The organism is Streptomyces sp. MMG1121 (assembly GCF_001280015.1).
Taxonomy (GTDB): Bacteria; Actinomycetota; Actinomycetes; order Streptomycetales; family Streptomycetaceae; genus Streptomyces.
Window position 1 is genome coordinate 61,933 of record NZ_LGDV01000001.1, and the last position, 21,039, is coordinate 82,971.

General features: G+C 72.8%; 16 protein-coding genes. 9 read left to right on the plus strand and 7 right to left on the minus strand.

Annotated elements, in window-relative coordinates; all coding sequences use genetic code 11:
- Positions 1–22: 22 nt before the first annotated feature.
- Together ADK64_RS00270 and ADK64_RS00275 are read right to left on the minus strand one after the other, a co-directional pair.
- Positions 23–370, minus strand: a complete 348-nt coding sequence (locus tag ADK64_RS00270) for a chorismate mutase (RefSeq protein ID WP_053653661.1) — start codon at positions 368–370, stop codon at positions 23–25.
- Positions 371–403: 33 nt separating this feature from the next.
- Complete coding sequence (locus ADK64_RS00275) at positions 404–1,294, minus strand: helix-turn-helix domain-containing protein (protein ID WP_053653663.1); 891 nt, start codon at positions 1,292–1,294, stop codon at positions 404–406.
- Positions 1,295–1,393: 99 nt separating this feature from the next.
- On the opposite strand from ADK64_RS00275, the gene ADK64_RS00280 reads away from it, so the two are divergent.
- Positions 1,394–3,151, plus strand: coding sequence for a glycoside hydrolase family 35 protein (locus tag ADK64_RS00280; RefSeq protein ID WP_053653666.1), 1,758 nt, complete (start codon positions 1,394–1,396; stop codon positions 3,149–3,151).
- Between the two features lie 57 nt (positions 3,152–3,208).
- A complete protein-coding gene (locus ADK64_RS00285) occupies positions 3,209–4,090 on the plus strand; it encodes a hypothetical protein (RefSeq protein WP_053653668.1) in 882 nt (293 codons plus the stop codon).
- 14 nt (positions 4,091–4,104) lie between these two features.
- Here ADK64_RS00285 and ADK64_RS00290 read toward each other — a convergent pair whose 3' ends face one another.
- From ADK64_RS00290 to ADK64_RS00310, 5 genes are all read right to left on the minus strand, one after another.
- Positions 4,105–4,716 (minus strand): TetR/AcrR family transcriptional regulator, encoded by a 612-nt coding sequence (locus ADK64_RS00290; protein ID WP_053653669.1) that lies wholly within the window; start codon positions 4,714–4,716, stop codon positions 4,105–4,107.
- 117 nt (positions 4,717–4,833) lie between these two features.
- Positions 4,834–5,586 carry a vWA domain-containing protein gene (locus ADK64_RS00295; RefSeq protein ID WP_053653671.1) on the minus strand — a complete coding sequence of 251 codons (753 nt, stop codon included), beginning with the start codon at positions 5,584–5,586 and terminating at the stop codon, positions 4,834–4,836.
- 118 nt (positions 5,587–5,704) lie between these two features.
- Positions 5,705–7,168 (minus strand): glutamate synthase subunit beta, encoded by a 1,464-nt coding sequence (locus ADK64_RS00300; RefSeq protein ID WP_053653673.1) that lies wholly within the window; start codon positions 7,166–7,168, stop codon positions 5,705–5,707.
- Positions 7,161–11,753, minus strand: coding sequence for a glutamate synthase large subunit (gene gltB / locus ADK64_RS00305; RefSeq protein WP_199829455.1), 4,593 nt, complete (start codon positions 11,751–11,753; stop codon positions 7,161–7,163). Before gltB ends, ADK64_RS00300 begins: the two co-directional genes overlap by 8 nt.
- A gap of 445 nt (positions 11,754–12,198) precedes the next feature.
- Entirely contained in the window at positions 12,199–12,930 is a 732-nt protein-coding gene (locus tag ADK64_RS00310; protein WP_053653677.1) for a VIT1/CCC1 transporter family protein, read from the minus strand.
- Positions 12,931–13,188: 258 nt separating this feature from the next.
- On the opposite strand from ADK64_RS00310, the gene ADK64_RS00315 reads away from it, so the two are divergent.
- The 7 genes from ADK64_RS00315 to ADK64_RS00345 are packed head-to-tail and all read left to right on the plus strand — an operon-like array spanning position 13,189 to position 21,015.
- Positions 13,189–14,427 (plus strand): ADP-ribosylglycohydrolase family protein, encoded by a 1,239-nt coding sequence (locus ADK64_RS00315; protein ID WP_078992414.1) that lies wholly within the window; start codon positions 13,189–13,191, stop codon positions 14,425–14,427.
- The gene (locus ADK64_RS00320; RefSeq protein WP_234384415.1) at positions 14,352–15,542 is read left to right on the plus strand and encodes an ADP-ribosylglycohydrolase family protein; all 1,191 of its coding nucleotides are present in this window, start codon (positions 14,352–14,354) and stop codon (positions 15,540–15,542) included. The genes ADK64_RS00315 and ADK64_RS00320 overlap by 76 nt, the downstream gene beginning before the upstream one ends.
- 8 nt (positions 15,543–15,550) lie before the next feature.
- A complete protein-coding gene (locus ADK64_RS00325; protein WP_078992415.1) occupies positions 15,551–16,774 on the plus strand; it encodes an ADP-ribosylglycohydrolase family protein in 1,224 nt (407 codons plus the stop codon).
- Entirely contained in the window at positions 16,762–18,120 is a 1,359-nt protein-coding gene (locus ADK64_RS00330; protein ID WP_053653681.1) for an ADP-ribosylglycohydrolase family protein, read from the plus strand. Before ADK64_RS00325 ends, ADK64_RS00330 begins: the two co-directional genes overlap by 13 nt.
- The gene (gene rbsK, locus ADK64_RS00335) at positions 18,117–19,010 is read left to right on the plus strand and encodes a ribokinase (RefSeq protein ID WP_053653684.1); all 894 of its coding nucleotides are present in this window, start codon (positions 18,117–18,119) and stop codon (positions 19,008–19,010) included. The genes ADK64_RS00330 and rbsK overlap by 4 nt, the downstream gene beginning before the upstream one ends.
- Entirely contained in the window at positions 19,007–20,206 is a 1,200-nt protein-coding gene (locus ADK64_RS00340; RefSeq protein WP_199829439.1) for a CaiB/BaiF CoA transferase family protein, read from the plus strand. Before rbsK ends, ADK64_RS00340 begins: the two co-directional genes overlap by 4 nt.
- Entirely contained in the window at positions 20,203–21,015 is an 813-nt protein-coding gene (locus tag ADK64_RS00345; RefSeq protein WP_053653686.1) for an HpcH/HpaI aldolase/citrate lyase family protein, read from the plus strand. Before ADK64_RS00340 ends, ADK64_RS00345 begins: the two co-directional genes overlap by 4 nt.
- The last annotated feature ends 24 nt before the right edge of the window (positions 21,016–21,039 follow it).

Here is a 21,039-nt window from a genome sequence, read left to right on the forward strand (position 1 = left end):
GGAGCCGGCCTCCCGCCCTGGGTCAGTCGTCCGCCGGCTGTGCGTTGGCGGTGTCCTCGGCGATGCGCTCGTGGTGCCGGATCACCTCGGCGATGATGAAATTCAGGAATTTCTCGGCGAAGGCCGGGTCGAGCCTGGCGTTCTCGGCGAGGCGGCGCAGCCGCTCGATCTGGCGGGCCTCGCGGCTCGGGTCGGCGGGCGGCAGCTGGTGCACGGCCTTGAGCCGGCCGACCTGCTGGGTGGCCTTGAAACGCTCGGCGAGCAGGTGGACGACGGCCGCGTCGATGTTGTCGATGCTCTCGCGCAGCCGGTCCAGTTCCTGGCGGACCTCGGGCTCCATGTCACCGGTGCCGGTGTTGCTGGTGGTCATGGCCGACAACCCTATGCGGTCGACGGGCCACGTCTACGGGGTGTCCGGAGAGTGGATCATCGGGGGGTCGCCGGGGTCCGGCACCCGGTCGCTCCAGCCGCCCGGGACGCTGCGGCCCTGCTGGGCACGGAAGCGGACCGGGGCGAGGCCCACCCGGCGCGTGAAGAGCCGGGAGAAGTAGGCGGGGTCGTCGTAGCCGACGCGGCGGGCGACGGCCGCTACGGGCAGCTCGGTGGCGGCGAGCAGTTCCTTGGCCCGGGCGAGGCGGATGCCGAGCAGATAGTCCTTGGGGCTGCACCCCGCGGCCCGGCGGACCGCGCCGCGCAGCTCGGCGGGGGTCATGCCGTGCACGCGTGCGTGGTCGGCGACGCTCATCGGGGTGCAGGCGTCCCGGGCGAGGGCCTCGAGCACCTGGTCGCCGTCCGGCGCGAGGTCGGCGCGGGCCCGGCGCAGGGCGACGAGCAGCTCGTGCACGGCGGCTCCGGTCTCCACCTCCAGCAAGGGGTTTCCGCGGCGGGCGGCGCGGGCGATGCGGGCGATCACCGCGCGGGGTCCGGCGGCGTCGGAGAGGGGGACGACGGGCCGCTCGGGCTCGATGTAGCCGAGTTCGGTGTACGTCGCGGCGGCGGGCCCGGCGAAGTCGACGAAGCCCTCGTCCCAGCCGGTCGCCGGATCGGGCGCGTAGTGGTGGGACACGCCGGGGGTGAGCCAGAGCAGCGCGGGCGCGGCCACGGTCGTACGGCGGCCGTCGGCGCCCCGGTACCAGCCGCCGCCCGCGCTGATCACGACGGCCACGTGGTGGTCGAGGGTGCGGGGTCCGACCGTGGGCAGCGCGCCGTGCTGGAGGCCGACACCGAGACAGACCAGGCCGAGGCGGTGGTGGGCGGGAGCGGGGCTGAAGAACCGCATCCAGGTCTGGTACATCGGCGCTCCTCCCGGCGTCGGTGACGGCGGACTTTTGTCCAAGCAGCGACGATCTTCGTCCATGGCGTGGAGCATCGCCAGGGGGAGAGGCTGGGCCGCATGAGCGAGTTCACGGTAGGGGAAAGCGATTTCCTGCTGGACGGGCGGCCGGTACGGCTGCTGTCCGGGGCGCTGCACTACTTCCGGGTGCACGAGGCGCACTGGCGGCACCGGCTGGCGATGCTGCGGGCGATGGGCCTGAACTGCGTGGAGACGTACGTCCCGTGGAATCTGCACCAGCCGCGGCCCGGCACCTTCCGGGACGTCCAGGCGGTCGGCCGGTTCCTGGACGCGGCGCGGGAGGCGGGCCTGTGGGCGATCGTGCGGCCGGGACCCTACATCTGCGCCGAGTGGGAGAACGGCGGCCTGCCGGCGTGGCTGACGCACGAGCTGGGCACACGCGCGCGTACCCGCGACGAACGCGGTCTGTCCCACATCCGCGGCTGGTTCCGCCGCCTGCTGCACGAGATCGTCCCCCGGCAGCTCGACCGCGGCGGACCGGTGCTCATGGTGCAGGTCGAGAACGAGTACGGCAGCTACGGCAGTGACACCGGCTACCTGGCCGAACTGGCCGCACTGCTGCGCGCCGAGGGGGTCACGGTCCCGCTGTTCACCTCGGACGGGCCCGAGGACCACATGCTGACCGGCGGCTCGCTGCCCGGGGTGCTCGCCACGGTGAACTTCGGCTCGCACGCGCGCGTGGCCTTCGAGACGCTGCGCCGCCACCGCCCCGAGGGCCCGCTGATGTGCATGGAGTTCTGGTGCGGCTGGTTCGACCACTGGGCCGGCGAGCACGTCGTGAGGGATCCCGCGGAGGCCGCCGAAGCGCTGCGGGAGATCCTGGAGTGCGGGGCGTCGGTGAACCTGTACATGGCGCACGGCGGCACGAGCTCCGGCGGCTGGGCGGGCGCCAACCGGGGCGGCGGCGAGCTGCACGTGGGTCCGCTGCAGCCGGACGTGACCTCGTACGACTACGACGCGCCCGTCGACGAACAGGGCCGCCCCACCGAGAAGTTCTGGCGCTTCCGCGAGGTGCTGGCCGCCCACCACCTGACCCCGCTGCCCGAACTGCCGCCACAGCCAGCCGCGTTGGACACTCCGGCCGAGGCGGCGCTCACGGGCTGGGCGCCCCTGGGCGACGTACTGGAGACACTCGGCGGCACCGAGACCGAGACACCGATGCCGCCCTCCTTCGAGGAGTTGGGCGTCACCCGGGGCCTGGTGCGCTACGAGGTACGGGTGCCCGGGCCGCGGCAGCCGTACCCGCTGAGCGTGCGCGGGCTGCGGGATCTGGCGGTGGTGTACGTCGACGGGGAGCGGGCCGGGGTGCTCACCGAGGAGGAGCCCCTGCTGAAGGAGCCCGTCGCGGGTCCCGCGCGCGTGGAGCTGTGGGTGGAGTCCCTGGGGCGGGTGAACTACGGGCCGCTCCTCGGCGAGGCGAAGGGTGCCGCGGGCGGCATCCTGCACGAGCGGCAGTACCTGCACGGGGTACGCGCGCGTGGACTGGATCTGGACGCCTTCGACGCGGGCGTGGACGCGGTGCCGTTCGGCGCGCCGCCCGAGGAGGGCGCCCCGGGGCTGTACCGGGGCACGCTCACCGTCCGCGGGGCCGGGGACGCCCGGCTGGAGCTGCCCGGCTGGACGCGCGGCTTCGCCTGGATCAACGGCTTCAACCTGGGCCGTTACTGGTCGGTGGGGCCCCAGCGGTCCCTGTACGTCCCGGGGCCGGTGCTGCGGGAGGGCGAGAACGAGCTGTGGGTGCTGGAGCTGCGGGAGACCGCCCCGGACCGGCCGGGGCCCGTCCTTGTTCCCGTATGACCGGCGGCCCGCCGCGCCTACAGTGGTAAGGAGTTCTGCGGCATTGGGGGTGCGGACGTGGCGAACGGCGGACCCGTCGAGCACGGCTTCCCGCATCTGGAGACGGTGCGGGCCGCGGTCAACGCGTTGTACAGGCGGCTGTCCTACGACACGGTCCAGACGTTCGCGACCAGTCTGGCCCCCGCCGACGTGGCCTTCTGCGACACCGACGACCTGCATCTGGGCGCGCAGCGCGTGGCCCGTGAGATCGTGCGGCACTTCCGGCTGCCGGACGCGCGGCTGATCGTCGGCTTCAGGGAGATGACCCACGCGGCGAACGTCGAACTGGCGGCGGGCCCCGAGTACTTCGTCGAGCTGAACGACCGTTTCCGCACCCATCGCCGGGACATCGGCGCGGCGCTCGCCCACGAGGTGGCGCACGTCTATCTGCACCGCCTGGGCCTCGAGTTCCCCACGACGGCGGAGAACGAGATCCTGACGGACACCGTGACGGCCTACCTGGGCGCGGGCTGGCTGCTGCTGGACGCCTACCGGGAGGACGAGGTCTCCTCGCAGAAGCTCGGCTATCTCACCCCCGAGGAGTTCGGCTACGTCCTCGCCAAGCGGGCCCTGCTCTTCCAGGAGGACCCGTCGGTGTGGTTCACCAGCCCGCAGGCCTACACCGCCTACGGCAAGGGCATGGCCCGGGCCCGCCGGGACGAGGAGCAGCCGCCGCTGACCGGCGCGGGCTGGGCGGGCCGGCGCCGCTACGCCCACGACCGCCGTCACGCCCCCGCCGTCGCCCCGGGCGCCTCCTACGCCTTCACCCCCGACCCCGCCGGCCACCTCCGCGTCACCTTCCCCTGCCCCACCTGCCACCAGCGGATCCGGGTACCGGTACGGGGGCGCGTCCGCGCGCGGTGCGGGGTGTGCCGGACGGTGCTGGAGTGCGACACATAGGTCCTCGCACGGTGTCACTCCCGTACGGCGACCCCGTCCAGCACCATCGCCAGGTACTGGCGGGCGATCTCCTCCGGGCTGTGCCGTCCGCCGGGCCGGTACCAGGAGGCGGCGACCCACACGGTGTCGCGCACGAACCGGTAGGTGAGGCGGATGTCGAGGTCGGCGCGGAAGACGTGCTCGGCGACCCCGCGTTCCAGGGTGCCGAGCCAGGCCTTCTCGAACCGGCGCTGGGACTCGGCCAGGAAGGCGAACCGGTCCTGGGCGACGAGCTGTCTGCTCTCCTTCTGGTAGATCGCGACGGCCGCGCGGTGCCGGTCGATCTCCCGGAAGGACTCCGTGACCAGCGCCTCCAGCGTCTCGCGGGGCCCGAGCCCACAGGCGAGGACGGTGTCGTAGCCCTCCCACAGCTCGTCGAGGAAGGTCCGCAGGATCTCCTCGAGCATCGACTCCTTGGAATCGAAGTGGTAGTACAGGCTGCCCGCGAGCATCCCGGCATGGTCGGCGATCTTGCGGACGGTGGTGGCGTTGTACCCCTGCTCGGCGAAGACCTCGGCGGCAGTGGCCAGGAGTTCACCGCGTCGGGCCGCCGCCGGGGTCACCTGGGGCTTCTTCTTGGTCGGCACGGACCCATTGTGGCCCGAAGGCTCAAGGCACCAGCAGCCGCGTGAGCGAGGTGCCCCGCACGGGCGGGTGCGCTCCGGAACGTGCTCGCCCTCGAACCCGCCCTCGGTGACGGGCAGTCAAGAGGACCGACGCGGGAGTGCGACGCGGTCCGGCCGTACGATCCCGGCGGCGCGTGCGGCCGCGAGCCACTGCGGGAACTCGCCGACGAGCCGGTCGTACAGCTCGGCGTCGGGGACGCGTAGCGGGTCCTGGCCGGCGTGGAAGAAGCCGGCGTTGTCCACGATCCGCTTGCCGGGCACGGCCAGCTCGTCCAGTTTGCGCAGGAAGTCGAACTGCCGGCTGTCCGGGTCGCCGAAGCCGACGAACTGCCAGAACAGCGGGAGTCTCGCCGCCTTGCACAGATACCGCTCGGCGGCGGGCCTGCTGATCGGGCCGCCGTCGGTCTGGAAGACGACGAGGGCGGGGGCGGTGGTGCCGCTGTCCAGGTAGTGGTCGATGACGGCGTCCATCGCGAGGTGATAGCTGGTTCTGCCCATGTGCCCGAGCCCGGCCACGATCCGCTCGACGCTGCCCTCGTGCCGGTCGAGGGCGATGTCGGTGACGGCGTCGACGTCCGTGGAGAAGAACACCACCGGCACCTGCCCGTCGTCGTCCAGCTGCGCGGACAGGCCCAGCACCCGGTCGGCGAGCGCCTGCACGCTCCCGTCCTCGTAGTACGGGCGCATGGAACCGGAGTGGTCGACCACGAGGTAGACGGCGGCGCGCAGCCCGTCCAGGCCGTGCTCGCGCAGGGACACCCCGGCGCTCTTGTACAGGCTGACCAGCGCGGGCGCGGTCTCCTCCAGCTTGCGCAGACTGATCGCGGCCATGGTCCCCCTCGGCTGTACGGACATGCAACGACGCCTGCCCAGGCGTCCGGTCGGGGACAGTGGGGCAGGCGTCGTCAGTGTTCCGTACGCCTTTGTACGGGACGTCTGTGGGGCGCCGTCAGACCGCCAGGGCGCGGTCCGTCGGGCGGATCGGGGCCGGCAGGTCGCTGGCACCGGTCAGGTGGCGGTCGACTCCGCGGGCCGCCGAGCGGCCTTCCGCGATCGCCCACACGATGAGGGACTGCCCGCGGCCGGCGTCACCGGCGACGAACACACCCGGCACGTTGGTCTGGAAATCGGCGTCGCGGGCGATGTTACCGCGCTCGTCGAGGTCCAGACCAAACTGCTCCACCAGACCGTTCTCGCGGTCGGTGCCGGTGAAGCCCATGGCGAGGGTGACCAGCTGCGCCGGGATCTTGCGCTCGGTGCCCGGCTTCGAGGTCAGCTTGCCGTCCACGAACTCCACCTCGCTGAGGTGCAGCCACTGCACATTGCCGTCCTCGTCGCCCTCGAAGTGGGTGGTGGAGGCGGAGTAGATCCGCTCGCCGCCCTCCTCGTGGGCCGAGGTGACCTTGTACAGGACGGGGAAGGTCGGCCAGGGCTGGTTCGTGGCGTGCCGCTCGTCGTTCGGGCGGGGCATGATCTCCAGCTGGGTGACCGAGGCCGCGCCCTGGCGGTGGGCGGTGCCCACGCAGTCCGCGCCGGTGTCGCCGCCGCCGATGACGACGACGTGCTTGCCCTCGGCCGAGATCGGGGCGGTGACGTAGTCGCCCTCCTGGACCTTGTTGGCCAGCGGCAGGTACTCCATCGCCTGGTAGATGCCCTTCAGCTCCCGCCCGGGGGCCGGCAGGTCACGGGCCATGGTGGCACCGGCGGCGATCACGATCGCGTCGTACCGCTTCTTCAGGTCGGTCGCCTTGAGGTCGCGGCCGATCTCGATGCCGGTGCGGAAGCGGGTGCCCTCCGCGCGCATCTGCTCGATGCGGCGGTTGATGTGCCGCTTCTCCATCTTGAACTCGGGGATGCCGTACCGCAGCAGGCCGCCGATGCGGTCCGCCCGCTCGTAGACGGCGACCGTGTGGCCGGCCCGGGTCAGCTGCTGGGCGGCGGCGAGGCCCGCCGGGCCCGAGCCGATGACCGCGACGGTCTTGCCCGAGAGGCGCTCGGGGATCTGCGGGGCGACGTCCCCGGTCTCCCACGCCTTGTCGATGATCGAGACCTCGACGTTCTTGATGGTGACCGGCGGCTGGTTGATGCCGAGCACGCACGCCGACTCGCAGGGGGCCGGGCAGAGGCGACCGGTGAACTCCGGGAAGTTGTTGGTCGCGTGCAGGCGCTCCTGGGCGGCCGCCCAGTCCTCGCGGTAGGCGTAGTCGTTCCACTCGGGGATCAGGTTCCCCAGCGGACAGCCGTTGTGGCAGAACGGGATGCCGCAGTCCATGCAGCGGCTGGCCTGCTTGCTGATGATCGGCAGCAGGGAGCCGGGGACGTAGACCTCGTTCCAGTCCTTGACGCGCTCACCGACGGGACGGGTCTGGGCGACCTCGCGGCCGTGGTTCAGGAAGCCCTTCGGGTCAGCCATTGATCGCCGCCTCCATCATCTTCTCGGTGATCTCGGTCTCGGTCAGACCGGCTCGCTCGGCGGCGTCCTTGGCGGCGAGCACTGCCTTGTACGTGCTGGGGATGATCTTGCTGAAGCGGGCCACGGCCGCGTCCCAGTCGGCGAGCAGCTTCTCGGCGACCGTGGAGCCGGTCTCCTCGGCGTGGCGGCGCACCACGTCGTGCAGCCACTGCCGGTCGGTGTCGTCCAGCGCCTCGACCGCCTCGGCGTTGCCGGCGTTGACGTTGTCGCCCTCGAGGTCGATGACGTAGGCGATGCCGCCCGACATGCCCGCCGCGAAGTTGCGGCCGGTCGGGCCGAGGACGACCGCGCGGCCACCGGTCATGTACTCGCAGCCGTGGTCGCCCACGCCCTCGGAGACGACCGTCGCGCCGGAGTTGCGGACACAGAACCGCTCACCGGTACGGCCGCGCAGGAACAGCTCGCCGCCGGTGGCGCCGTAGCCGATGGTGTTGCCCGCGATGGTCGAGTACTCGGCGAGGTGGTCGGCCGCGCGGTCCGGGCGGACCACGACCCGGCCGCCGGACAGGCCCTTGCCGACGTAGTCGTTGGCGTCGCCCTCCAGCCGCAGCGTGACACCGCGCGGCAGGAAGGCGCCGAAGGACTGGCCGGCCGAGCCGGTGAAGGTGATGTCGATGGTGTCGTCGGGCAGACCCGCGCCGCCGAACTTCTTCGTCACCTCGTGGCCGAGCATGGTGCCGACCGTGCGGTTGATGTTGCGGATGGCGACCTGGGCGCGCACCGGCTGGGCCTCGGTCACGTCGTTCGCGGCGAGCGCGTCGGCGGCGAGCCTGATCAGCTCGTTGTCCAGGGCCTTCTCCAGGCCGTGGTCCTGGGCGATCACCTGGTGGCGGACCGCGCCCTCGGGCAGCGACGGCACGTGGAAGAGCGGCTCCAGGTCCAGGCCCTGCGCCTTCCAGTGGGTCACCGCGCGCTCGACGTCCAGCACCTCGGCGTGGCCGACGGCCTCCTCGATGGAGCGGAAGCCCAGCTCGGCGAGCAGCTCCCGGACCTCCTCGGCGATGAACCGGAAGAAGTTCACGATGTACTCGGCCTTGCCGGCGAAGCGGTCGCGCAGGGTCGGGTTCTGGGTGGCGATACCGACCGGGCAGGTGTCCAGGTGGCAGACGCGCATCATGACGCAGCCGGAGACGACGAGCGGCGCGGTCGCGAAACCGAACTCCTCGGCACCGAGCAGCGCGGCGATGACGACGTCACGGCCGGTCTTCAGCTGGCCGTCGGTCTGTACGACGATCCGGTCGCGCAGGCCGTTGAGCAGCAGGGTCTGCTGGGTCTCGGCGAGGCCCAGCTCCCAGGGACCGCCCGCGTGCTTGAGCGAGGTGAGCGGGGAGGCGCCCGTACCGCCGTCGTGACCGGAGATCAGGACCACGTCCGCGTGCGCCTTGGACACACCGGCGGCGACCGTGCCGACGCCGACCTCCGAGACCAGCTTCACGTGAATCCGCGCCTGCGGGTTCGCGTTCTTCAGGTCGTGGATCAGCTGGGCCAGGTCCTCGATGGAGTAGATGTCGTGGTGCGGCGGCGGCGAGATGAGGCCCACGCCCGGCGTCGAGTGACGCGTCTTCGCGACCCACGGGTAGACCTTGTGGCCGGGCAGCTGGCCGCCCTCGCCGGGCTTGGCGCCCTGGGCCATCTTGATCTGGATGTCGTCGGCGTTGACGAGGTACTCGCTCGTCACGCCGAAGCGGCCGGAGGCGACCTGCTTGATGGCGCTGCGCCGCGCCGGGTCGTACAGCCGCTCCGGGTCCTCGCCGCCCTCACCGGTGTTGGACTTGCCGCCCAGCTGGTTCATGGCGATGGCGAGGGTCTCGTGCGCCTCCTTGGAGATGGAGCCGTACGACATCGCGCCCGTGGAGAAGCGCTTGACGATCTCGGAGACCGGCTCGACCTCGTCCACCGGGATCGGGGCGCGGTCGGAGGTGAAGCCGAACATGCCGCGCAGCGTCATCAGGCGCTCGGACTGCTCGTTCACGCGGTCGGTGTACTTCTTGAAGATGTCGAAGCTGCCGGTGCGCGTGGAGTGCTGGAGGCGGAAGACCGTCTCCGGGTCGAACAGGTGCGGCTCGCCCTCGCGGCGCCACTGGTACTCGCCGCCGATCTCCAGCGCGCGGTGCGCGGGAGCGATGCCGGAGGCGGGGTAGGCCTTGGCGTGGCGGGCGGCCACCTCCTCGGCGATGACGTCGATGCCGACGCCGCCGATCTTGGTGGCGGTGCCGTTGAAGTACTTCTCCACGAAGGTCTCGTCCAGGCCGACGGCCTCGAAGACCTGGGCGCCGCGGTAGGAGGCGACGGTGGAGATGCCCATCTTCGACATGACCTTCAGCACGCCCTTGCCGAGGGCGTAGATCAGGTTCTTGATGGCCTGCTCGGGCTCCAGGCCGTTCAGGAACGTGCCCGCGCGCAGCAGGTCCTCGACCGACTCCATCGCCAGGTACGGGTTGACGGCGGCGGCGCCGAAGCCGATGAGCAGGGCGACGTGGTGGACCTCGCGGACGTCGCCGGCCTCGACCAGCAGGCCCACGTGGGTGCGTTGCTTGGTGCGGATGAGGTGGTGGTGGACGGCCGCGGTGAGCAGCAGCGACGGGATCGGCGCGTGCTCGGCGTCGGAGTGCCGGTCGGACAGGACGATCAGCCGGGCGCCGTTCTCGATGGCCGCGTCGGCCTCGGCGCAGATCTCCTCGATGCGTGCGGCGAGGGAGTCACCGCCACCGGAGACGCGGAACAGACCCGAGAGCGTCGCGGCCTTCATGCCGGGCATGTCGCCGTCGGCGTTGATGTGGATGAGCTTGGCCAGCTCGTCGTTGTCGATCACCGGGAAGGGCAGCACGACGGACCGGCAGGAGGCGGCGCTCGGGTCGAGCAGGTTGCCCTGCGGGCCGAGCGAGCTGCGCAGGGAGGTGACCAGCTCCTCGCGGATCGCGTCCAGCGGCGGGTTGGTGACCTGCGCGAACAGCTGGGTGAAGTAGTCGAACAGCAGTCGCGGGCGCTCGGAGAGGGCCGCGATCGGCGAGTCGGTGCCCATGGAGCCGATCGGCTCGACGCCGGCCCGGGCCATCGGGGCGAGGATGACGCGCAGCTCCTCCTCGGTGTACCCGAAGGTCTGCTGGCGGCGGGTGACCGAGGCGTGGGTGTGGACGATGTGCTCGCGCTCGGGCAGGTCCCCCAGCTCGATCTCGCCGGCCTCCAGCCATTCGGCGTACGGCTGCTCGGCGGCGAGCGTCGCCTTGATCTCGTCGTCCTCGATGATGCGGTGCTCGGCGGTGTCGACGAGGAACATACGGCCGGGCTGGAGGCGGCCCTTGCGGACGACCTTGGCGGGGTCGATGTCGAGGACGCCGACCTCGGAGCCGAGGACGACGAGGCCGTCGTCGGTGACCCAGTAGCGGCCGGGGCGCAGACCGTTGCGGTCGAGCACGGCGCCGACCTGGGTGCCGTCGGTGAAGGTGACGCAGGCCGGACCGTCCCAGGGCTCCATCATCGTGGAGTGGAACTCGTAGAAGGAGCGCCGGGCCGGGTCCATGGAGCCGTGGTTCTCCCACGCCTCCGGGATCATCATCAGCACGGAGTGCGGGAGCGAACGGCCGCCCAGGTGCAGCAGTTCCAGCACCTCGTCGAAGGAGGCGGAGTCGGAGGCGTCCGGCGTGCAGACCGGGAAGACGCGGGCGAGGTCGCCGTCGCCGAAGAGGTCGGAGACCAGCTGGGACTCGCGGGCGCGCATCCAGTTGCGGTTGCCCTTGACGGTGTTGATCTCACCGTTGTGCGCGACGAAGCGGTACGGGTGCGCGAGCGGCCACGACGGGAAGGTGTTCGTGGAGAAGCGGGAGTGGACGAGCGCGATCGCGGAGCCGAAGCGGCGGTCGGACAGGTCCGGGAAGAACGGCTCCAGCTGGCCGGTGGTCAGCATGCCCTTGTAGACGATCGTGCGGGCGGAGAGCGACGGGAAGTAGACACCGGCCTCGCGCTCGGCGCGCTTGCGCAGCACGAACGCCTTGCGGTCCAGCGCGATGCCCTGGCTGGCCCGGTCGGTCACGAAGATCTGCCGGAAGACCGGCATGGTGGAGCGGGCGGTGGCGCCGAGCAGCTCCGGGGCGACGGGAACGGCACGCCAGCCGAGGACGGTGAGCCCTTCCTCGCCGGCGATCGTCTCGATCCGTGAGACGGCGTCCTCGGTGGCGTCCTCCGGAAGGAAGGCGATGCCTACCGCATAGGAGCCGACCGCGGGAAGGTCGAATCCGGCCACGTCACGGAAGAAGGCGTCGGGCACCTGGGAGAGAATGCCGGCGCCGTCGCCCGAGTCGGGCTCGGAGCCGGTGGCACCACGGTGCTCCAGGTTGCGCAGGACAGTGAGGGCCTGCTCGACCAGCGCGTGGGACGCCTCGCCGGTAAGGGTGGCGACGAAACCGACGCCACAGGCGTCGTGTTCGTTGCGGGGGTCATACATACCCTGTGCAGCAGGGCGAGCATCCATGAACGACCAGTTCTGGCCATTCGCGGAATGCTGGGACGGCTGGCGCGGCGTACGCATCGGCTCTCCCGTCGTCGTCATGTGGCATGTGGCAGGTGCCGAGGGACGACGTTGGCCCTCTGCGTGTGATCAAAATTTCGTGCAGGTTACATGATGGAGCGGTTCTCGGGAAGCGGATACTCCGTTCCAGCATGCGGACGCCACGGGGTCCATGGCAGAGGTGCCGCACGGTGACGGCGGGGCGCCGCACGGGGCGGCGGAGGTACCGCGCGGTGGCGGCGGTGCCGCGCGTGGCGGCGACGTGTGACGGGACCTTCGCGGACAAGATCGGTCGGATCGGCGTCCGTCGGCCCAAGGGGGGCGGGGGGAGCCTCATCGGCCCACCCCACGGGGGTGCGGCAGGCGTCATTGCCCGCAGCGCTTACGGCTCATGCCCGGTGGTCAACCAGTCGAAACCAGCGAGTAACGGCTACTTATGCGGCCCAACGCATAAGTAGCGGTCTCGCTATCCTACGGCCGTTCCGAACAGGCTGCCCAGGGCGTACGTCACACCGGCCGCCGCACCGCCGAGTGCGAGCTGCCTCAGACCGCTGTACAACCAGCTGCGCGCGGTCACCTTGGCCACGACGGCACCGCAGCCGAACAGTCCGACGAGGGCCAGCAGCAGGGTGGGCCACAGCGCGGTCACGCCGAACAGGAAGGGCAGCACGGGCAGCAGGGCACCGAGGGCGAAGGATCCGAAGGACGAGACGGCGGCGACCAGCGGCGAGGGCAGGTCGCCGGGGTCGATGCCCAGCTCCTCGCGGGCGTGTATCTCCAGGGCCTGCTCGGGATCCCTGGACAGCTGCCGGGCGACCTCCCGGGCCAGCTCGGGCTCGACGCCGCGGGCCGCGTACAGCGCCGCCAGCTCGTTCTCCTCGTCCTGCGGGTGCTTGCGCAGCTCACGGCGCTCGACGTCCAGCTCGGCCTCGACCAGCTCGCGCTGGGAGGCGACGGAGGTGTACTCACCGGCCGCCATCGAGAAGGCGCCGGCGGCGAGCCCCGCGAGCCCGGTGATCACGATGGTCTGATGACTCACCGACCCGCCGGCCACACCGGTCATCAGGGCGAGGTTGGAGACGAGACCGTCCATCGCGCCGAAGACGGCGGGGCGCAGCCAGCCGCCGTTGACATCGCGGTGCGTGTGGTTGTCACGGTGCGCCTCGTGCAGCGCGGCCTGGGTTTCGATGATGGCCATGCGGACCCCCGGATAGCTTAGCCAAAGCTAACTTTGGACGAGTTCTACTTTTCGACACCACTGAAGATACGCCGCCCCTTCCGCTCTCGCCACCAAGGAAAGGCTGGGCTAACCTGCGACTTTACGTATTTTGCTCATCCGTGCTATTGGCTGCTCAGATGCCAAGTGGGTGATGCGGACCGCGCGAAGGCGCCCAGGACGGCAGGCCGTGGGACACATCCGCAAAGGATCCTCGTGGTCCCCCGAAGGAGGCCGCCCATGGCATCGATCGCCCGCACTCCCCCGGTCCCGGCGCCCGGAGACACCGCCGAAGACACCGCCGGACTGCGCGAACGGGCCCGTGGCGCGCTGCTCGGCCTCGCCGTGGGCGATGCGCTGGGCGCGCCCGCGGAGAACCTCAGGCCCTCGCAGATCCGCGCCCGCTGGGGCCGCATCACGGGGTACGTCGCCGATCGCCCCTGCGGCACGGACGACACGGAGTACGCGATCTTCTCGGGACTGCTGCTGGCCCGGCACGGCTCGGCGCTCACCCCGGCCCATGCGGAGGCGGCCTGGCACGAGTGGATCGCCGACCGGGCCGAGGGCCCCTTCCGCGGCGCCGGCTTCAGCGAGCGCGGCACACTGGAGAACCTCCGCCGCGGCCTCGCGGCCCCCATCTCCGCCCAGCACCGCCACGCGTGGAGCGACGGGCTGGCGATGCGGGCGGCCCCGTTCGGCGTCTTCGCGGCGGGCCGCCCCGCCGAAGCGGCCCGTCTGGTGGCGATCGACGGCCAGGTCAGCCATGAGGGCGAGGGCATCTACGGCGGTCAGGCGGTGGCGGCGGGCGTGGCGGCGGCGATGACCGGCGCCCCGGTCCCGGTGGTGATCGCCGCCGCGCTCGCGGCCGTCCCGGACGACTCCTGGACGGCGCGCTCCCTGCGGCGCGCGGTGGCCGTGGCCCACCGCGGCGAACGCGCGGTCCGCTCCGCGGTGGTGATCGGCGGCTACCCCTGGACCGACCTGGCTCCCGAGGCGGTCGCCCTCGCCTTCGGCGCGTACGCGGCGGCCGACGGCGACTTCCGGGAGGCGGTGCTGACGGCCGTCAACATGGGCCGCGACGCGGACACGACGGCGGCGGTGGCAGGCGCGCTGTCCGGCGCGACCCAGGGCATCTCCGCGATCCCCCCGGCCTGGACCACCCCCATCGGCCCGGCCCGCGGCCGCTGCCTGCCGTCCATGGCGGGCCATCACGTGCTGGACGTGGCGGAGTTGCTGGTCCCCGGGGACATCGGGAAGTGGGGGGAGGGGGTGGTACTTCCAGGGTTGCTGCCGGAGGGGGTGGGGGCGGGAGTGCGGGCGGGGACCCTGCCGGAGACGGCCCTGCCCGCCCCGCCCCCGGCGTCCGCCCCTCGGCCGGCCGAGTCGAGCGGGCGGGTGGACGAGTGGGCGTCCAGGGGGCGGAGCCCCCTGGTGGGGGCGGGGAACCCCGGGCACCCGGACGGCGAGGGTCAGCTGTGAACGCGCGCCGTATCGAGGGGCTGCTGCTCGGGCTCGCCGCGGGAGACGCCGCCGGCTGGCCCGCCGCACGGCACCGAGCCAGCCGCATGCCCGAGTGGACCCGGCGCCTCACGCGAGAGCTGGACACCTTCGCGGAGCAGAACGCCACCACCACACTCCCCGTGCCGATCGCCCTCAACCAACCCCCCGAGCCCCTGCGCCTCGGCCCCTCCGACGACGCGGAGTGGGCGGCCTTCGCCGCGGAGGCGGTGCTGCGGGCCGGCGACGACGACGTCCTCGGCGACCTCAGCCGAGAGCGCCGTACCCGCGCCGCCATCGACCTCACCTGGACCGCCGTCGCCGCGGAGGTCGCCGCCGCGGCGGACCGCGCGCCCGAGGTCGAGTCCGCCGTCCTCCCGCTGCGCGCCCGCATCTCCGTCCGCGCCGGACTCGGCAACCTCGCCGCCGGCCTGCGCCCGCCCGCCACCGGCCACGACAACCCGCACTACTTCGACGACGCCGCCTGCGTGCGGGCCTGCGTCCTCGCCGTCGCCCACCCCGGTGACCCCGAACGCGCCGCCGCCCTCGCCGAGTTCGACGCCCGCTACACCCAGGACGGCGACGGCGTGCACGGTGCCAGGGCCATGGCCGCCGCCCTCGCCCTGGCCCTCATCGGCGCCGAGCCGGACACCTGTGTGACCGCCGCGCTCGCCGAACTCCCGGGCGACACGGAGATCGGCCGCAACGCCCGCCACGCCCTCGCCCTGGCCGAGGGCGGCGAGTCCGCCTTCGCCCTCGTCCCGCTGCTGGAGCACCAGATCGTCGACCACGTCTACAGCTACGGCATCGCCGCCGCCGAGACCGTCCCGGTCGCCCTCGCCCTCGCCACCGCCGCCGGCGGCCGGATCGACACGGCCGTACCCGCCGCCGCCTGCCTGTCCCGCGTCGCCGACTCCGCCCCCGCCCTCACGGGCGCCCTCACCGGAGCCCTCGGCGGCGGCGCGTCCGTCCCACAGACCTGGCGGGACGCCTGCCGCACCCTGTCCGGCTGCGCCCTGCCCCGCCTCACCGGCACCGACCTGGTGGAACTCGCCGGACTCCTGGAAGCCGCACAACCGGCCCGCCCAGGAGGATGATTCGGGGCATGACGCCCAATAAATCCCATGCACCCACAGATCGAGAACTGATTCATAAAACAGGACCAATTTCCGAAACCCCCTTCGCCTGTCTCGACGAACGCGTCACCGGCGCCCTCGTCGGAGCCGCCGTCGGCGACGCCCTCGGCGGCCCGGTCGAGGGCTACTCCCCGGACCAGATCACCGAGCGCCACGGCGGCCGGATCCACGGCGTCGTCGGCCCCTGGCACGGCGACGCCTGGCGCACCGCCCGCCCCATCGCGCCGTACCACAAGGGCGACGGACACGTCACCGACGACACCCTGATGACCCACGCGCTGATCCGCGTGTACGCCCGCGTCCGCGACCACCTCGACGCGTACGCCGTGGCCGACCACCTGGTTCCGGACCTGATGACCAACCCCCGCTGGATCCCGGAACTGGAGGCCGAGGCCCTCCCCCTGCACCGCCTCTTCCTCGCCGAGAAGTGGCTCGTGGCGCGGCTCGCCCACGGCCACGCCGACCCCCGGGAGGCCGGCGTCGGCAACATCGTCAACTGCGGGGCCGCGATGTACATGGCCCCCGTCGGCCTGGTCAACGCGGCCCACCCGGCCGCCGCGTACGCCGAGGCGCTGGACCTCGCCGGTGCGCACCAGTCGTCGTACGGCCGTGAGGCGGCCGGTGTCCTCGCCGCGGCCGTAGCCGCCGCCGCGACCCCGGGCGCGACCCCCGACTCGGTCGTCACCGCCGCCCTCGCCCTGGCGAAGGACGGCACCCGCGAGGCGATCGAGAAGGTGTGCGAAGTCGCCGTGCGGTACCAGGACTTCGAGTCGGCGCTTCGCCCGCTGCGCGCGGCGGTGGCCCCGTACGACACCGTCGGCCCGGACTACCGCGCCCCCTCGCTCGGCGCCCGCCGCCCCTCCCGGCTGCACGCGATCGAGGAACTGCCCGTCGCCCTGGGCATGGTGCTGGTCTCCGGCGGCGACTTCCGGCACGCCGTGCTCGGCGCGGTCAACTACGGCCGCGACTGCGACTCGATCGCCACGATGGCCGGCGCGGTCGCGGGCGCCCTCGGCTCACCCGTCCCGCAGGAGTGGGCGAAGGCGGTGGCGGAGGCCAGCCGCCTGGACCTGCGGGCACCGGCCCGCACGCTCACCGAGGTCACGCGCGAGATCTTCGCGGCGGACGTACGCCGCCGCCGCGCCCACGAGCGGGCCTTCACGGCGCTCGGGGGTAGCGCATGCTCCGACTGACCTGGGTCCAGCCGGAGGACCTGCTGGGCCACGAACTCCGCCAGGCCCGCCTGGACGGCCGCGCGCCCTCGGCGATCGAGGCCCGCTGGCGCGCGGCGGGCGGCCCGGACGCCCCCGACCGGGCGGGGGCGTCCCCGCACCGCACGTCCCGCTATCTGCGCCTGCTGGCGGAGGACCTGCTCGACGAACTGGCCGATCTTCCCAGCACGTTGGCGGAGTACGAGCCAACAGACCTGGAGCGGATCAGGTCCCTGTGCCCGGACTGGCCGGCCCCGGCCCGCCGCGCTCCCGCCCCCGCCGCCCTCGAAGCCGCCTGGCTGGGCCGGGCCATCGGCTGTCTGCTCGGCAAACCCGTCGAGAAACTCCCCCTCGACGCCATCCGCGCCCTCGCCCGGGCCGCCGGCAACTGGCCCCTCACCGGCTACTTCACCGCCGTCGGCGTGGCGCACGACCTCCTGACCGCACACCCCTGGAACAGCCGCTCGGCCGCCACCTCCCTCGCCGAGAACATCGACGGCATGCCGGAGGACGACGACCTCAACTACCCCCTGCTGAACCTCCTGCTCCTCCAGCGCCACGGAAAGACCTTCACCACCACGGACGTGGCCCGGCTCTGGCTGGACGAACTCCCGCCCGGCCGCACCTTCACCGCCGAGCGCATCGCCTACCGCAACCTCCTGACCGGCATCGAACCCCCGCACACGGCCCGCCACCGCAACCCCTTCCGCGAGTGGATCGGCGCCCTGATCCGCGCCGACGTGCACGGCTGGACCAACCCCGGCGACCCGGCCGCCGCCGCCGAACAGGCGTACCGCGACGCGGTCTTGACCCATACCGCGAACGGTGTCTACGCGGCGATGTTCACGGCCGCCGTCATCGCCACCGCCGCCACCGGCAGCCAGGACATCCACGCCTGTCTGCGCGCCGGACGCCGGGTGGTCCCGCCCCGCTCCCGGCTCGCCCGGGCCATCGACCACGCCGTCCGACTGGCCCACCGGCACGAGGACTTCGACACCGTCGTGGACGAACTCCACGCCCTGTACGCCCCGGCCCACCACTGGGTCCACGCCGTCCCCAACACCGCTCTGACCGCGGCCGCCCTCACCCACGCGGACGGCGACTTCACCGGCTCCATCTGCCGTGTGGTCTCCGGGGGCTGGGACACCGACTCGAACGGCGCCACGGCCGGCGGCATCGCCGGTCTCCTCGCGGGCAGCCCGGAGGCGCTGCCCGAGCACTGGCGGGCGCCGCTGAAGAACCGGCTCGCGACCACCGTGGCCGACTTCGACGGCACCGGCTTCGACACCCTCGCCCATCTCACCCATCTGGAGACGACCCGCTCATGACCCACATCGTCGTCCTCGGCAGCATGAACATGGACCTCGTCACCTACGTCGCGAAGGCTCCACAGCGCGGCGAGACCGTGACGGGCCGGGAGTTCCGTACGGTCCCCGGCGGCAAGGGCGCCAACCAGGCCATCGCCGCGGCCCGAGCCGGCGCCACCGTCTCGATGATCGGCGCGATCGGCAACGACGCCTTCGGCCTGCGGATGCGCGACACCCTCGAACACTCCGGCGTGGACACCGACTTCCTGCGCACCGTCGAGGACCCCTCCGGCACCGCGCACATCGTGGTGGACGACGAGGGCGGCAACGCGATCGTCGTCATCCCCGGCGCGAACGGCACCGTCGACCACCTCTCCCCCGGCGACGAGGCCGTGATCGCCTCCGCCGACGCGCTGCTGCTGCAACTGGAGATCCCGCTCGCCGCCGTCGTCGCGGGCGCCCGGGCGGCCCGCCGGCACGGGGTCCGTACGGTCCTGACCCCGTCTCCCGCCCAGCCACTGCCGCCCGAACTCCTCGCCGCGACCGACCTGTTGGTGCCCAACGAGTACGAGGCGGTCACCCTGACCGGCCGCACCGACCCGCGCGAGGCCGCCGTCGCCCTGCTGGAGCTGGTGCCGCAGGTCGTCGTCACCCTGGGCGCGACCGGCTGTCTGTACCGGGCCCGCGGCACCGAACCGCTCGTGGTCCCGGCGCCGCGGGTGACCGCGGTCGATTCCACGGGCGCCGGGGACACCTTCGTCGGCACGCTCGCGGTGGCCCTCGCCGAGGAGAAACCGGTGCGGGAGGCCCTGTCCTGGGCGGCGGCCGCGGCGGCGATCTCCGTCCAGCGGGAAGGGGCCTCGGCGTCGATGCCGTACCGCCCGGAGATCGACGCCCGGTTCACCGCATGAGTACGACGACGACAGCGCCGCTCGCCGGTCTGCGGGTGCTGGATCTCGCGACCCTCTTCGCCGGGCCGCTGGCCGCCACGCTGCTCGGCGACTTCGGCGCCGAGGTGATCAAGGTCGAGCATCCGCGCCGGCCCGACCCGTCCCGGGGGCACGGTCCGGCCAGGCACGGCGTCGGACTGTGGTGGAAGGTGCTCGGCCGCAACAAGCGCACCATCACCCTCGATCTGTCCACGCCCGGCGGCCGGGCCACCCTGCTCCGGCTCGCCGCCGGCGCCGACGTGGTGATCGAGAACTTCCGGCCCGGCACCCTGGAGAGATGGGAACTGGGCTGGGAGGAGCTGTCCACGGCCAATCCGCGCCTCGTCCTCGCCCGGGTCACCGCCTTCGGCCAGTTCGGCCCGGCTGCGCACCGGCCCGGCTTCGGCACCCTCGCCGAGGCGCTGAGCGGCTTCGCCGCGATCACCGGCGAAGCGGACGCCCCACCGACGCTGCCGCCCTTCGGCCTCGCGGACTCGGTCGCGGGCCTGGCGACCGCGTTCGCGGTGCTGACGGCCCTGTCCGCACGGGAGCACACCGGCGCCGGGCAGGTCGTGGACATGGCGATCATCGAGCCGATCCTGTCGGTCCTCGGCCCGCACCCCACCTGGTACGACCAGCTCGGCCATGTACAACGACGCACCGGGAACAGGTCCGCGAACAACGCCCCGCGCAACACCTACCGCACCGCCGACGGCGCCTGGGTCGCGGTCTCCACGTCCGCGCAGTCGGTCGCCGAGCGCGTGATGCGCCTGGTGGGCAGCCCGGAGCTGATCGCGGAGCCGTGGTTCGCGACCGGCGCGGACCGGGCCGCCCACGCCGACGTCCTGGACGCGGCGGTCGGCTCCTGGATCGCCGCCCGCACCCGCACCGAGGTGCTCGCCGCCTTCGAGAAGGCGGAGGCGGCCGTCGCCCCCGTCCAGGACGTCCGGGACGTCCTGGAGGACCCCCAGTACCAGGCCCTGGACACGATCACCACGGTCGCCGACCCCGAACTCGGCCCGCTGCGCATGCAGAACGTCCTCTTCCGGCTCTCCTCGACCCCCGGCGCGATCCGCTGGGCCGGCCGGCCGCACGGCGCCGACACCGACGCCGTCCTCACCGAGCTGGGTCTCACCGCGGCCGACATCGCCGCCCTGCGCGCGGCGGGCGCCCTGTGACCCGGCCCCCGCTCACCTGGCTCTACGTCCCCGGCGACCGACCTCCCGTGATGGCCAAGGCGCTGACCGCGGGCGCCGACGTGGTGGTGATCGACCTGGAGGACGCGGTCGCCCCGGACCGCAAGGAGTACGCCCGCGCGGCCACGGCCGACCTGCTCAGCGAGCCCCGGCCGGTCCCGGTGCAGGTCCGTGTCAACGCCCTGGACAGCCCCTGGGCAGCCGAGGACCTGGCCACGCTGACAGCCTGCCCCGGCCCGGCGGGCCTACGGCTGCCCAAGGTGAGCTCCCCGGACGAGATCGGACGGGTCGCCGCGGCCACCCCGCTCCCGCTGTACGCCCTGCTGGAGACGGCCCTCGGCATCGAGCACGCCTACGCCATCGCCACCGCGCACCCCGCGCTGCGGGGCATCGCCCTCGGCGAGGCGGATCTCCGGGCCGACCTCGGCGTACGGGCCGACGCGGGCCTCGACTGGCCGCGCTCCCGGGTGATCGTCGCCGCGCGTGCGGCGGGGCTCGCCCCACCGCCCCAGTCGGTCCACCCCGACATCCGCGATCTGGCCGGCCTCGCCGCCTCCTGCGCCCACGGCCGCGCCCTCGGCTTCCTGGGCCGCGCCGCGATCCACCCCCGCCAGCTGCCGGTGATCGAACAGGCCTATCTGCCCACACCGGCGGAGATCGAACACGCGGAGACGGTCCTCAAGGCGGCGACGACGCAGGAGGGTGCCCAGGCGCTGCCGGACGGTCGATTCGTCGACGCGGCGGTGGTGGCGACGGCCCGCCGGACCCTGTCACTGGCCCACAGAGGCTGACCGCATACGCCGAGGGCGCCCGAA